This is a genomic window from Variovorax sp. Varisp46, from assembly GCF_059491885.1.
Window position 1 is genome coordinate 4,543,733 of the sequence record NZ_CP168515.1, and the last position, 13,889, is coordinate 4,557,621.

9 protein-coding genes, 2 tRNA genes and 1 rRNA gene are annotated in these 13,889 nt (G+C 65.4%); 4 read left to right on the plus strand and 8 right to left on the minus strand.

Annotation, left to right across the window (positions count from 1 at the left end):
- Nucleotides 1-8 precede the first annotated feature (8 nt).
- The 3 genes from ACEN9N_RS21515 to ACEN9N_RS21525 form a co-directional block, all read right to left on the minus strand.
- Nucleotides 9-84 (minus strand) — tRNA-Ala (locus ACEN9N_RS21515).
- A 39-nt stretch (nucleotides 85-123) separates the two neighbouring features.
- A tRNA-Ile gene (locus tag ACEN9N_RS21520) sits at nucleotides 124-200 on the minus strand.
- A gap of 90 nt (nucleotides 201-290) precedes the next feature.
- A 16S ribosomal RNA gene (locus ACEN9N_RS21525) occupies nucleotides 291-1,825 on the minus strand.
- 720 nt (nucleotides 1,826-2,545) lie between these two features.
- On the opposite strand from ACEN9N_RS21525, the gene ACEN9N_RS21530 reads away from it, so the two are divergent.
- Complete coding sequence (locus tag ACEN9N_RS21530; protein WP_495654483.1) at nucleotides 2,546-4,444, plus strand: ATP-binding cassette domain-containing protein; 1,899 nt, start codon at nucleotides 2,546-2,548, stop codon at nucleotides 4,442-4,444.
- An 88-nt stretch (nucleotides 4,445-4,532) separates the two neighbouring features.
- On the plus strand, nucleotides 4,533-6,299 hold the full coding sequence (locus tag ACEN9N_RS21535) for a phospholipase D family protein (RefSeq protein ID WP_495654484.1): 1,767 nt from the start codon (nucleotides 4,533-4,535) through the stop codon (nucleotides 6,297-6,299).
- Nucleotides 6,300-6,305: 6 nt separating this feature from the next.
- Here the strand turns inward: ACEN9N_RS21535 and ACEN9N_RS21540 are convergent, their stop codons facing one another.
- The 4 genes from ACEN9N_RS21540 to ACEN9N_RS21555 all read right to left on the minus strand — a co-directional run bounded on the left by ACEN9N_RS21540 (nucleotide 6,306) and on the right by ACEN9N_RS21555 (nucleotide 11,184).
- The gene (locus ACEN9N_RS21540) at nucleotides 6,306-7,217 is read right to left on the minus strand and encodes a copper chaperone PCu(A)C domain-containing protein (RefSeq protein WP_413313199.1); all 912 of its coding nucleotides are present in this window, start codon (nucleotides 7,215-7,217) and stop codon (nucleotides 6,306-6,308) included.
- A gap of 29 nt (nucleotides 7,218-7,246) precedes the next feature.
- Nucleotides 7,247-9,532: a TonB-dependent receptor gene (locus ACEN9N_RS21545; protein ID WP_495656410.1), complete on the minus strand. Its 2,286-nt coding sequence runs from the start codon at nucleotides 9,530-9,532 to the stop codon at nucleotides 7,247-7,249.
- Between the two features lie 117 nt (nucleotides 9,533-9,649).
- A complete protein-coding gene (locus ACEN9N_RS21550) occupies nucleotides 9,650-10,021 on the minus strand; it encodes a DUF2946 family protein (RefSeq protein WP_495654485.1) in 372 nt (123 codons plus the stop codon).
- A gap of 11 nt (nucleotides 10,022-10,032) precedes the next feature.
- A complete protein-coding gene (locus tag ACEN9N_RS21555) occupies nucleotides 10,033-11,184 on the minus strand; it encodes a TraB/GumN family protein (protein WP_495654486.1) in 1,152 nt (383 codons plus the stop codon).
- A gap of 64 nt (nucleotides 11,185-11,248) precedes the next feature.
- Between ACEN9N_RS21555 and ACEN9N_RS21560 the strand changes: the two genes are divergently transcribed.
- On the plus strand, nucleotides 11,249-11,662 hold the full coding sequence (locus tag ACEN9N_RS21560; protein ID WP_007835960.1) for a VOC family protein: 414 nt from the start codon (nucleotides 11,249-11,251) through the stop codon (nucleotides 11,660-11,662).
- Nucleotide 11,663: 1 nt separating this feature from the next.
- Entirely contained in the window at nucleotides 11,664-12,827 is a 1,164-nt protein-coding gene (locus tag ACEN9N_RS21565) for a toxin-antitoxin system YwqK family antitoxin (protein WP_007835961.1), read from the plus strand.
- Between the two features lie 86 nt (nucleotides 12,828-12,913).
- Here the strand turns inward: ACEN9N_RS21565 and ACEN9N_RS21570 are convergent, their stop codons facing one another.
- A complete protein-coding gene (locus tag ACEN9N_RS21570) occupies nucleotides 12,914-13,888 on the minus strand; it encodes a Bug family tripartite tricarboxylate transporter substrate binding protein (protein WP_007835962.1) in 975 nt (324 codons plus the stop codon).
- Between the last annotated feature and the right edge of the window lies 1 nt (nucleotide 13,889).

The following is a 13,889-nucleotide window of genomic DNA, read 5'->3' on the forward strand; positions in this document are numbered from 1 at the left end:
ATCGTTATTGGTGGAGGATGACGGGATCGAACCGACGACCCCCTGCTTGCAAAGCAGGTGCTCTCCCAGCTGAGCTAATCCCCCGTGAACACTTCAATGTTCCAAACGCGTCACAGGAAGATTTGGTGGGTCTAGTTGGGCTCGAACCAACGACCCCCGCCTTATCAAGACGGTGCTCTAACCAGCTGAGCTACAGACCCATTCGCCAATCATCTTCAAAAAATGAAGACAACCGACTTCTTCCAACAACCGATAAGTGTGGGCGTTTAAATTAAATTGCTTGTTTCCAGAAAGGAGGTGATCCAGCCGCACCTTCCGATACGGCTACCTTGTTACGACTTCACCCCAGTCACGAACCCTGCCGTGGTAATCGCCCTCCTTGCGGTTAAGCTAACTACTTCTGGCAGAACCCGCTCCCATGGTGTGACGGGCGGTGTGTACAAGACCCGGGAACGTATTCACCGTGACATTCTGATCCACGATTACTAGCGATTCCGACTTCACGCAGTCGAGTTGCAGACTGCGATCCGGACTACGACTGGTTTTATGGGATTAGCTCCCCCTCGCGGGTTGGCAACCCTTTGTACCAGCCATTGTATGACGTGTGTAGCCCCACCTATAAGGGCCATGAGGACTTGACGTCATCCCCACCTTCCTCCGGTTTGTCACCGGCAGTCTCATTAGAGTGCCCAACTGAATGTAGCAACTAATGACAAGGGTTGCGCTCGTTGCGGGACTTAACCCAACATCTCACGACACGAGCTGACGACAGCCATGCAGCACCTGTGTTACGGTTCTCTTTCGAGCACTAAGCCATCTCTGGCGAATTCCGTACATGTCAAAGGTGGGTAAGGTTTTTCGCGTTGCATCGAATTAAACCACATCATCCACCGCTTGTGCGGGTCCCCGTCAATTCCTTTGAGTTTCAACCTTGCGGCCGTACTCCCCAGGCGGTCAACTTCACGCGTTAGCTTCGTTACTGAGTCAGTGAAGACCCAACAACCAGTTGACATCGTTTAGGGCGTGGACTACCAGGGTATCTAATCCTGTTTGCTCCCCACGCTTTCGTGCATGAGCGTCAGTACAGGTCCAGGGGATTGCCTTCGCCATCGGTGTTCCTCCGCATATCTACGCATTTCACTGCTACACGCGGAATTCCATCCCCCTCTACCGTACTCTAGCTATGCAGTCACAGATGCAGTTCCCAGGTTGAGCCCGGGGATTTCACAACTGTCTTACATAACCGCCTGCGCACGCTTTACGCCCAGTAATTCCGATTAACGCTTGCACCCTACGTATTACCGCGGCTGCTGGCACGTAGTTAGCCGGTGCTTATTCTTACGGTACCGTCATTAGCCCTCTTTATTAGAAAAGGCCGTTTCGTTCCGTACAAAAGCAGTTTACAACCCGAAGGCCTTCATCCTGCACGCGGCATGGCTGGATCAGGCTTGCGCCCATTGTCCAAAATTCCCCACTGCTGCCTCCCGTAGGAGTCTGGGCCGTGTCTCAGTCCCAGTGTGGCTGGTCGTCCTCTCAGACCAGCTACAGATCGAAGGCTTGGTGAGCCTTTACCTCACCAACTACCTAATCTGCCATCGGCCGCTCCATTCGCGCAAGGTCTTGCGATCCCCTGCTTTCATCCGTAGATCGTATGCGGTATTAGCACAGCTTTCGCTGCGTTATCCCCCACGATTGGGCACGTTCCGATGTATTACTCACCCGTTCGCCACTCGCCGCCAGGATTGCTCCCGCGCTGCCGTTCGACTTGCATGTGTAAGGCATGCCGCCAGCGTTCAATCTGAGCCAGGATCAAACTCTATAGTTCGATCTTGATTTTTGCGCCTGACCTCGCGGTCAAGCAAAACTCATAAAAAAAGAATTAAAGTGAACTTCACTTCTATCTCATGAGCGTTTTTAAGTCTTGCGACTTGTTCCGAAGAACTTACGCAATTACCTTCAAACGCCCACGCTTATCGGCTGTAAATTTTTAACGAACCCCGAAGCAACTTTCGTCTGCTTCGTTTTGCTTTGCTGCGATCAGCGAAGCCTTGTAGTCTATCACGATTTTTAAAGAATCGTCAAACTTTTTTCGCTTTCAACATCTTCTTTATTCGCACCCCGCAACCTTCGTTGCAAGCTGCTGAAGCCGTTTCAGCGGAGCCTTGTAGTCTAGCACGACTTTTGAAGTCTCACCAAACTTTTTCAACCCTTTTCGCTTTCAACCAGCCCTTCATCGCAACCCGCAACTTTCATTGCAAACCACTGAAGCCGTTTCAGCGAAGCCTTCGATTATGCACCGGTTTTTTAAGACCAGTCAAACTTTTTGAAGACTTTCTTTGCCGACTCGCAAGCAGAACCCCTGGGAGGACTGCTTGCCTCGAACACCTTGCGGTATTCATCAGCGAAGCCCACGAGTATATGACAGTTTTCGGACCTTGCAAGGCTGCCCGCAAGAAACTTGAAGAAGGCCCCTCAAGCCCCTCACATGGGGTGGCCTCCTCCACCACCAGGCCCTGACATCGGCTCCTCCGATAATCCGCGCCACATGGCACTCATCACACTCCTCGACGCCCAGCTCGCGTTCGGTCACGTCCCGCTGCTGGATCATGCGGACTTCTCTCTTCTCGAATCGGAGCGTATCGGCCTGATCGGCCGCAACGGTGCTGGCAAGTCTTCCCTGCTCAAGATACTGGGAGGCCTGGAGAAGACCGACGACGGCACTCTCCAGTTGCAGCAGAACCTCCGTGTGGCTTATGTCGCCCAGGAACCCTTGCTGGACATGGACGCGGATGTATTCACCGCAGCCAGCCAGGGCCTGGGCCCCGTCATTGCCATTCGCGATCTCTATCTCTCCGGTGCGGACGGCCTCGATCTGGACGCGCTGCAGTCCCAGATCGAAGCCTTCGACGCCTGGAACTGGGAGCAGCGCGTGGAAGAAACGCTGCACCGCCTCCACCTGGACCGCGACGCCCGCGTCGGGTCGCTCTCCGGCGGCACCCGCAAGCGCGTCGCACTGGCCCAGGCGCTGGTGGCCGCGCCCGACGTGCTTCTATTGGACGAACCCACCAACCACCTGGACCTCGACTCCATCGAATGGCTCGAGCAGTTGCTGATCGACTTCAAGGGCAGCGTCGTCACCGTCACCCACGACCGCAGCTTCCTGAACCGCGTCGCTACCCGCATCGTCGAGCTGGATCGGGGCAAGCTGAGCTCCTACCCCGGCAACTTCGAGCAGTATCTCCTGCAGAAGGAAGAGCAGCTCGCCCAGGAAGCCGTGATCAGCGCCAAGGCCGACAAGCTCCTGGCGCAGGAAGAGATCTGGATCCGCAAGGGCGTCGAAGCACGCCGCACCCGCAGCCAGAGCCGCATCAACCGCCTGCAGGAACTGCGCGCCACGCACGCCGCCCGCCGGAACGTGCAAGGCAGCGTCAACATGGACGTGGCCTCGGGTCAGTCCAGCGGCAAGATCGTGGCCGAGCTCACCGATGCCACCAAGTCCTTCGGCGAGAAGACCGTCATCCGCAAGTTCAGCAGCACCATCTTGCGCGGCGACAAGGTCGGCCTGCTCGGGCCGAACGGCGCGGGCAAGACCACACTGCTGAAGCTGATCCTGGGCGAGCTCGAGCCCGACACCGGCAAGATCCGCCGCGGCACCAACCTGCAGGTGGCGTACTTCGACCAGATGCGCGACAAGCTCGACCTCGACGCCACGCTGGAAGACTTCATCAGCCCCGGCAGCGAGTGGATCGAGATCGGCAGCCAGAAGAAGCACGTCAAGAGTTACCTCTCGGATTTCCTCTTCTCGCCGGCACGCGCCAACTCCCCGGTCCGCTCCCTCAGCGGCGGCGAGCGCAACCGCCTGCTGCTGGCCCGCCTGTTCGCCCGCCCGGCCAACGTGCTGGTGCTGGACGAACCCACCAACGACCTCGACATCGACACCCTCGAGCTGCTCGAAACCCTGCTGCAGGATTACGACGGCACGGTGTTCCTGGTGAGCCACGACCGGACCTTCCTCGACAACGTGGTGACCAGCACCATTGCCTACGAAGGCGACGGCAGCTGGCGCGAGTACGAAGGCAGCGTGCAGGACTGGCTGATCCAGTCCAGGCGCGCCCGCGAGATCGCCGAGCAACGCCTCGCCGCAGCACCCGCTCCAGCACCTGCGCCCGCCCCGGCCGCGGAACCCGCGGCAGCGCCCCGGACAGCCGTCGCCCGCAAGAAGCTCTCTTATAAGGAGCAGCGCGAACTGGACGCCCTCCCCGCGCAGATCGAAGCCCTCGAAGCCGAGCAGAAGCGCATTACCGAGATGCTCGAACTCGACGGTGGCGCCATCTACGCCACCGATGCCTCTCGCGCCGCCGAGCTGGCCGAGCGCCACGCCAACATCGACGACGAACTGCTCGCCGCCCTGGAGCGCCAGGAAGAGCTGGTCGCCGGGCGCTGACGCCCATGCCGGTCGTCCGCCTGTCCGACGCGCGGCAGGCGCCGACTAGGCTATACATGCTGCTCATCTCAACACCGGGAGAAGCCGCATGCCTTCCTCCTTCCAGGCGTTCTGCCGCCGATCCGCGACGCTTCCCGCGCTCGGCGCGTTCCTGGCGCTCCTGTTCCTCTGCGGCTGCGCGCAATTGCCGCAGAACGTCGAGCGCCCCATCTCGACCGCGATCACCTCGCCAGCCAGCGGCACCGCGCTGGCCGACCTGGTGCAGCAGCGCCGGCAGGCCGACAAGGCCCGCTATGAATCCGGCTTCATGCTCATGGGAGGCCCGCAAGCGGCGTACGGCAGCCGGCTGGCACTGATCGAGGGTGCCCAGAAGACGCTGGACCTGCAGTACTACGCCATCCACGCCGATGCCAGCACCGGCCGCCTGATGCGCGGCCTGCGGGGAGCTGCCGAGCGCGGCGTGCGGGTGCGCGTGCTGCTCGACGACTTCCACACTACCGGCCGCGACGCGGCGGTGCTGGGGCTGGCCTTCATTCCCAATATCGAGATGCGGCTGTTCAATCCGATCGCGGGCTCGCGCGATTCCCGCATCAGCCGCTTCCTCAATTCGATCGACGACGCTTCGCGCATCCAGCAGCGCATGCACAACAAGCTGTTCATTGCCGACAACGTGCTCGCCGTCACGGGCGGGCGCAATCTCGGCGATGCGTATTTCGGCAATGCGGCCAACGCCAACTTCATCGATGTCGACGTGCTGGCGGCCGGTCCCATCGTGCAGGATCTCTCGCGCAGCTTCGACAGCTACTGGAACAACGAGCGCGCCTACCCCGTGCAATCGCTGATCACGCGCGAGGAGCTGCAGGCCATGCGCGACCGCGCGCGCAAGGCCGATCAGGAACTGGCCGAGGAATCGGCCCGCGCCCAGGACGCGAACGGCAACCCGAAACCGCCGGACGGCGAGCCGCGCCCCAACGCGCCTCCCACCGCCGTCCAGCGCGCCCGCGCCTGGGACGAAAAGCCGCTGGACCTGCGCACCGCCACCTTCGTCTGGGCTCCGGCCGTGATGCTGGCCGACAAGCCCGGCAAGATCCCCGCCGACTCGGATCCCACCAATGCGAAGGCACCGGGCCTCGTGGTCAGCCGGCCCGATGACAAGGCCGGCACCTCGCGCGGTGCGGCGTCGCTGGAAGCCGCCTCCGACCGGGCGGCCAACGGCGACACGGTGGTCGAGGGCCTCCTGCAGCTGATCGGCCAGGCGCGCACCGACCTGGTCATCATCTCGCCCTACTTCGTGCCCGGCAAGGACATGCTGCGGGCTTTTTCCGAAGCCCGCGGGCGGGGCGTGCGCATCCGCGTGCTGACCAACTCGCTGGCCTCGAACGACGCACCGGTGGCGCACGTGGGCTACGCGCGCCATCGCGAGGAACTGCTCAGGATGGGCGTCGAGCTCTACGAACTGCGCAGCGAGCAGGCGAGCCTCGGCAATGTCTTCGGCTCTTCGGTCGGCGACAGCGCTCCCGGTGAATCGCGCGCGATGCTGCACTCCAAGGTGCTGGTGATGGATGGCCGGCTGCTGGTGGTCGGCTCAATGAACCTCGATCTGCGCTCGCAGCTGCAGAACACCGAGCTCGCGCTGCTGATCCGCAGCAACGAACTCTCGCGCGCAGCGTCGGAGCAGATCGAGCGCGGCATGCGCGAGCGCTCCTGGCACGTCGATCTGGTGGACGGATCGCTGCAGTGGCACGCGCCCGAAGGCAGCAACCTGAAGGACACCCGCACCGAGCCAGACGCCAGCGCCATGCTGCGGCTGATGCTCAAGCTCTTCGGGCCGCTGGCGCCCGACCAGCTGCTTTGAAGAGGCTCAGTGCTTGTGCTGATGCGCCGGGCCGGCCGCATCGGCACCTTCGGGCGCGCCCACCGGCAGCGCTACGTCCAGCGCGGTCTTCACGCCCTTGGCGTCCTCGAACTTCAGCGTCATCGGCACGCTCGCGCCCTTGGCCAGCGGGCCCTTCAGGTCCATCATCATCACGTGATAGCCGCCGGGCTTGAGCTCGACGGTCTGGCCCGCGGGCAGGTCCAGGCCGCCGGTGAGTTCGCGCATCTTCATGGTGTCGCCTTCCATCTTCATCTCGTGCACTTCGGCGATGCCGGCTGCCGGGGTCGAGATGCCGACCAACTTGGTGCCGGTAGGTGCGGTGAGCTTCATGAAGGCGCCGGTGCCGCTCTGGCCCGGCACCGACTGGCGCACCCAGCCATCGCGTACGTCGACGGTGGCTACGCCCTGCGCCACCACTTCGAGCTTCGCGGCGGGGCTCTTCAGCCCCTTGGTCGAATTGCCCGAGGCCGGCACCTCGGCCCAATCGGCCACGCCAACGTCGCAGGTCTGCAGCACCTTGAACCACAGCGTGCCCGGCGCCGCGGGCATCTTGCCGCGCAGCACGAACTCGGCGCGCTCGCTGCCGGGCAGCGCGTTCTCGGGCTTCTCGGCGGTCCAGCGCACTTCGCCATCGCCGCCCGTTCCGCCCTTCTGCACGTCGAGCTTCCAGCCCTTGCGCGCCTGTGCGTCGCTCAGCACGAAGCCCTTTGGCAGGCGCACGGCGAGGCCGGTGGTGGCCTTGGCGCCTTCGCAGGCGTGGCCGACGCGGAAGGCGGCGTTGTAGTCGCTGCCCACGGTGGCGCCGCCCGGCGGCAGCGTGACATGCGCGGAGGCGGCCGCAACGCCCGTCAGCATGGCGCAGGCAGCGAGAGTCTTGAGAGTGGTCGAGGCATTCATGGCGAAAGATCCTTGAAGTGGAAAGAGGGTCAAAGGTCGAACTTGAGTTCGGCCACGTAGGTGCGCTGCGGGTATGGGTGGAAGGCCCAGTACCTGTTGTTGTTCAGGTTGTCGATGCCGAAGGACGCGCTCCACTGCCGGTCGATCCGGTAGCGTACGCGCGCGTCGACCACGAAGAACTTCGAGAAGCCCATGTACGCGGCGCCGTTGGGGTCGCTGTTGTCGAGCGTGCCGTACTGCCTGCCGCTGTAGCGCGCGCCGACGGTGTAGCTCCAGCGGGCGTCGGGGCGGTAGGTGGCGAGCAGCGTGGCGCGCACCTTGGGCACGCGCGGCTGGTCGCGGCCGATGCTGGCCGCAAAGCCGCTGTTGGCGGTGATCTTCGAGCGGGTCAGCGTGAGGCTGCCGCTCAGGTCGAGCCCCCGCACGCCCACGTCGACCGCGTTCATCGCCACTTCGAGCCCGCGCGTGCGGATGGCATCGACGTTCTGCACCGTGCTCACGAGGTTGGTGAGTGCCTGGGTGTAGAGCGCGTCCTTGGTGTTCTCGAAGAACAGCGTGGTGCGAAGCACGCCGTCGAGCCCCCAGCCCTTCATGTCGCGCTCGGCGCTGAGCTCGGTGGTCCACGAGCGTTCAGGGCGCAGGTTCGGATTCGTGTTGACGATGCGGTTGCCGTCGATCGAGCCCTGGTAGAGCTCGCTCACCGTCGGCATGCGCACCGCACGGCCGGTCGAGGCCTTGAAGAGCCAGTCGGACGTGGCCTGCCACGCGATGGCGGCCTTGGGCGAGTCGTAGCTGTTCTTGCGCGGCGTGAAGTTCAGCAGCGTGCTTGCGTTGCCGAGCTGGCCGCCGTAGGCCTGCCAGCGCTCATGGCGCAGGCCGAGCGTGGTCTTCCAGTCCTTTGCGAAGCGCCAGGTGTCCTGCGCGTAGAGCGACTGCAGCCGGGTGTTGCCGTTGAAGGCCGAGAACGGCGTGACGGGAGAGCCGTCGATCCAGTCGAGCGTGTTGCCGACGCTGGTGCGCAGGCGCGCCGTGTCCTGCTGGAAGCCGAAGTCGACCACGTGCGCGCCCACGCCTTCGGCCGAGCCGGTGGGCCGCCAGGTGCCGGCCGCCTTGAAGGTGTTCCAGCCGGAACCGCCCATGTCGGTGGTGCGGCCCGGGCCGCCGTTGAAGGCACCGGGCAGCGGTGTGGTGGGCGTGCGCGAGGTGTCGCGCGAATAGTCGAACAGGCTCGCCGCCACCTCCCAGTCGAACACGCCGCCGGTGTGGCTCTTCACCGAGAGGCCGTGCATGTAGTGCGTGAGCGCGGTCTCGGTCGGTGCGAGCGCAGCGCTCGGCGAATCGAGGTTGTAGCTGCGCCCGCCGATGTTCACGCGCCCGCCGTACACCGGCCGCCCGAAGGCGTCGCGCAGCCAGGTGTCGACGCTGCCGTGCGTGGTGTTGTTCCATGCACCCAGCGTGTAGGTGGCGCGCACCGCAGGCGAGAGGTCGTAGGCCACCTTGAGCTTGGCCTGTTCCTGCGTGGTGTCGTAGAGGGTCGAACCGCCCACCAGCCACCACGGCTGGTTCGATGGATTCAGCCCGAGTACGGCGCCGGTCACCGGCGTGCCCGCGCTGCCGACCGTGCCCGCGCTCACCAGCCGGTTGCCGAACACCAGCGCCTGCCCCTTGCTATGGGTGCGCGACGCGCTGAGCCACCACGACCAGTCGCCGCTGCGGCTGCCCAGCGACAGGTCGAGCTGCTGGCCGGCCGGCGACGAATGGCTGTTGTACAGGTCGAAGTTCGACGCGAAGCCGCTGAGCTTGACGTGCGCCTCCAGCTGCGTGGGCATGCGCGTCACGTAGTCGACCACCGCGCCCACCGAGTTGCCCGGGTACGCGGCCGAGAACGGCCCGTACAGCACGTCGACCCGCTCGATTTCTTCCGGCGACACCATGCCCCAGCGCGGCGCGTAGGTGGCGCCGTTGCCCAGCGGGTTCGACAGCATGATGCCGTCGGCGTACACCATCGAGCGCGCGCTGTTGCCCGTGCCCGAGGCGCGGGTGGCGAGCACGGCGTGGTTGAAATCGCCGATGTAGCGCTTGCGCACGACCAGGCTCGGCAGGTATTTGAGCGCGTCTTCGCTGTCGGTGGCGTTGACGGTTTCGACGACCTGCTCGTGCGTCACGCCTTCGATGGTGGTCGGGATCTGCGTCGGAAGCGAGGTCGGGCGGCCGCCGGTCACGGTGATGGTGCTGAGCGCGCGGCCACCGGTGCCGCTTTCAGGCGTCTCGGCGGACTGCTGTGCCAGGGCAGGCGCGCCGAAGGGAAATGCCATGGCGATCGCCAGGGCGCGGGAGTGCTTTTTCAAGAGGAACCTTCTCCACGAAACTTCAAGCCGGACAGGCCGCACATGCGCTTCGGTCGCGCGCATGCAGCTACGGTTTTGAGAGCGTCAGGAGAAAGCCGGGGGCCCGCGCGCCGGCAACGGCGCCGCGGTGGCCGCGGCCAGGCGCGCGGCGGGAATGGACTGGACCACGCGGCCCAGCGGCAGGGGAAGATCGAAGACGGGAGCGGCCACAGCCGGCGGCGGTGCGCCGCTCAGCACGCACAACGGGCAGTCCATGTGCGAGGCGCCCATTTCCTGCGTGCCGTCTTCGGTGTGGACCACCACCTTGATCGAGCCGGCGCTGGAACACACCAACTCCATGGCCTGCGGGTTCACCAGCGGCGATGCCACCGCCACGCCCAGCGACAGCACGAACCACAGCAGCACCCAGCGGCCGGCGAGGCCGAGGAAGCGGGTGGGGTGGCGCAGCATGTGCATGGCGGTCGCGATTATCTGCGCACTTTGCCCTTGGCAGGCGCCTTGCCCCCTTTGGCGGCAGGCACAGCCTTTGCCGATCTACCGCCCTTTGCTGCGGCAGCAGGCGCACCCTTCTGACCACGCTGACCCTTGGCGGCCCTGCCGCCGCGCACGGCCTTCGGCGCTGGCGAAGGCGCCGCAAGCGCCGGCATCGGCACCGCCGTCTGCGCCTGTGCATCGGTCAGCACCGCCGTCACGGTGAAGCCGCGCGCCGCCATCAGCGCGGGCAATCCCTGCGGGCCGATCATGTGCAGTGCACCGACCGCCGCGAACACGCGCTTGCCACCGAAGTGCAGGCGCTCGATGCCGTCGGCCAGGTTCGGGTTGCGGTCGTCGAGCAGGCGCTTCATCAGCCGCTGCTCGGCGGTCGTCTTGAGGCAGTCGCACCACTCGGGGTAGCGGGCGAGCCTGGCCGCGTCGCTGCGCGCCCAGACGTCGGCCAGCTCCTTGAGCTGGCCGCGCAGCTTGCCCGATTCCAGTTCGTCCAGCGCCGCATCGACCTGCTCTGCCTCCTCGGCTTCGGATTCGCCGGTCAGCGCCTTCAGCTGCTCGGCCGCGCTTTCGAGCGCGACGACCGGCTTGTTGCCGTTGCGGGCGGAAACCGCCAGCGTCTCGTCCACGCCGAATTCCGGGTACAGCCCGTCGGCCCGTCCCGCCAGGCCGGCCAGTGCCGTGACCTGCAGGATCGGCTGCAGCTTCGACAGCGTGCCAGGCGGCACGCAGGCCTCGGTGTTCTGGCGCTCGAGACGGCGGGCACGCTCGCCGCTGAGCATGCGTGCCAGCAGTGCCGGGTCGGCCGGCTGGCCCATGACCTGGGCAGTAGCCTCGTCGCGCAAGTCGAGCTCCAGCGCAAGGGTGTCGCTCTGCGCGAGCGCTTTCTGGATGGTCGGACCGGGCCGCACCCAGTCGCCGCGGCCGACGTGGATGGTGCCGTAGAGCCACGAGCTGCGCCCGTCGCGCTCGATGCGCCAGAGCACCCCGCGGTCGACGCCATTGCGCACGCCCATGCCCGGCTTTTCGAGGCTGGCGATGGCCGAGGGGGGGCAGGCGGCATGCGCAGCCGCGAAAGTGAACAGAAGAGCGATGCCGCACATCCGCGCGGCGAAGATCCGGAGTATCCGCAAGGCTTGCTCCACGATAAAAGAAAGTCCGGCATTCTCACAGCACCGCTGCCCATAATCCGAAACCATGCAGAGCATCTTCCACCTGGCCTTCAACGTCCGCGACCTCGACGTCGCCCGCCGCTTCTATGGCGGCGTGCTCGGCTGCGCCGAAGGCCGCAGCACCGGCACCTGGGTCGATTTCGACTTCTTCGGTCACCAGGTTTCGCTCCACCTCGGCGAGCCCTTCGCCACCGCCCGGACCGGCCGGGTCGGCGACGTGATGGTGCCGATGCCGCACTTCGGCCTCGCGCTGGCCCTGCCCGACTGGCAGGCGCTGGCCGCGCGGCTCGAAGCCGCCGGCACCGAGTTCGTGCTGAAGCCGCAGGTGCGCTTCGAGGGCCAGCCGGGCGAGCAGTGGACGATGTTCTTCCTCGACCCGTTCGGCAACCCGATCGAGGTCAAGGGTTTCCGCTCGCTCGACACGCTTTACGACAAGTGACATGACCCCGCGCCGGACCGCCCTCCGCGGCGCCGCCGCATTGCTCGCGTTGCTCGGCGCCGCGACGGCGCACGCGCAGCTGGACTGCGAGCTGAACGGCCGCAGCGTGAACCCGGCCGACGGCAGCAGCACCGCGGGCAAGACCGGCCTGCTGCGCTGCAAGGACCGCGCAACCGGCGAGCTGCAGCGCGAGGAACAGGTGCAGAACGGCGTGTCGATGGGTCTGGTGCGCATCTACGAGAAGGGCAAGCTCGCCAAGGAGCACACCCTCAATGCCAAGGGCAACCTGCAGGGCCGCGCCCGCGAGTTCTCGCCCACGGGCCGCGTGCTGCGCGACGCCACCTACGACGACGGCCAGGAGCGGGGGCTCGTGCGCAGCTTCTACCCCGACGGCAGACTTCGGCGCGCCATCTTCTATCCCGACACCGGCAGTGGCAGCGAACGCGCGTCGGTCGAATTCACCGAGCACGGCCAACTCTCGGCCCTGCGCTGTGCCGACGCGCCCACGCTGGCCCCGGTGGTCGATGACGCCAGGCTCTGCGGCTTTACAGGCACCGGCCCGTCGCAGGTCGAACTGTTCGACTCGCGCGGCACCCTGCGCTCGCGGCTGTCGTACGTGTCGGGCAAGCGGGTGCGCTCGCAGAGCTTCTACGACAACGGCAAGACCGCGGCGATCGACGAAATCGTCGGCAACCAGCGCACCGAGCAGAACTATTCGTCCGAGGGCGTCAAGCGCCGCGAGGCGGTATACCTGCTGGTCGAGCGCGCGAGCGTGCGCCTGCGTGAGCAGGCCTTCTCCGAAAAAGGCGCGCTGGTGCGCGACCAGCGCTGGAACAGCGCGGGCGAGCCGATCGTCGACGACAGCTACTACCTCAACGGCCAGCCGAGCAGCAAATCCGCCTACAGCGGCAGCGGCGACACGCGCACGGTGGAGATCACCGAGTTCTACGACAGCGGCCAGCGCGCCGCGCAGGGCCGCTACCAGGTGGTGAGCCGCGGCCGGCAAATCCCGGTCGGCACCCACCAGCGCTTCAGCGAAAAGGGAACGCTGCTGGCTGAATCCACCTTCGACGCCAAGGGCCGCGTGACGCGCGAGCGCGCCTGGGACGAGAACGGCGAGCTGCAGCGCGACGACGAGGTCTTCGAGGACGGCTCGAAAAAATAGGCTCGCCCCCTACCGGGGCAACACCAGGGGCCCGGCAACGCCGGTTCCTCGGTGTTTCACGAAGGGAGAGAGTCCCCTCTGCGGCTTCAGTCCAGCTTGATGCCGGCCTGCTTGATGATCGGGCCCCAGCGCCTGGACTCGGCGCGCGACAGCGCCGCGAACTGCGCCGGCGTGCCGGGCATCGCTTCCATTCCGAAATCATCGAAGCGCTTCTGCACGGTCGGCGTGCCGAAGGCCTTGTTGAGGTCGCCGTTGAGCTTGTTCACCACCGCCGCCGGCAGGCCCGCCGGGCCCAGGATGCCCTGGAAAGCGAACACCTCGGTGTTGGGCACACCCACTTCGGCCAGCGTCGGCACGTTGGGCAGCAGCTTGCTGCGCGCACCCGAGCCGATGGCCAGCACACGCACCTTGTTGCCCTGCATGATCGACAGGCCCGAAGCCAGGTCGAGGAACATGCAGGGCACCTGCCCGCCCATCACGTCGGCCATGGCCGGCGCCGCGCCACGGTACGGAATGTGGGTGATGAAAGTGCCGGTGCGCACCTTGAACATCTCCATCGCGAGGTGGTGCGGCGAGCCGTTGCCGGGCGAGGCGTAGTTGACCTTGCCGGGGTTGGCCTTCACGTAGGCCAGGAACTCCTTGAAGTTCTTCGCCGGGAAGTCCGGATGCACGACCAGTGCCAGCGGGAACTTGCCGATCGCACCGATGTAGGTGAAGTCTTTCTCGGGGTTGAACGGCAGCTTGCTGAACAAGTGCTCGTTGAAGGCCAGCACGGCGTTGTCGGCCGACATGATCGTGTAGCCGTCGGGCTTGCTCTTGGCGACGATGTCGGCGCCGATGTTGGTCGAGGCACCGGGGCGGTTATCGACCACGATCTGCTGGCCCAGCGTCTGGCGCATCGATTCGGCCAGCACGCGCGCGATCACGTCGGTGCCGCCGCCCGCAGGGTACGGCACCACCCACTTGACGAGTTGCGCGGGGTACTCCTGTGCATGGGCGAAAGGCGTGGCGGCCACGGCGGCGCCGGATGCGAGCGTGGCGAGAAGGGTGCGGCGATCCATG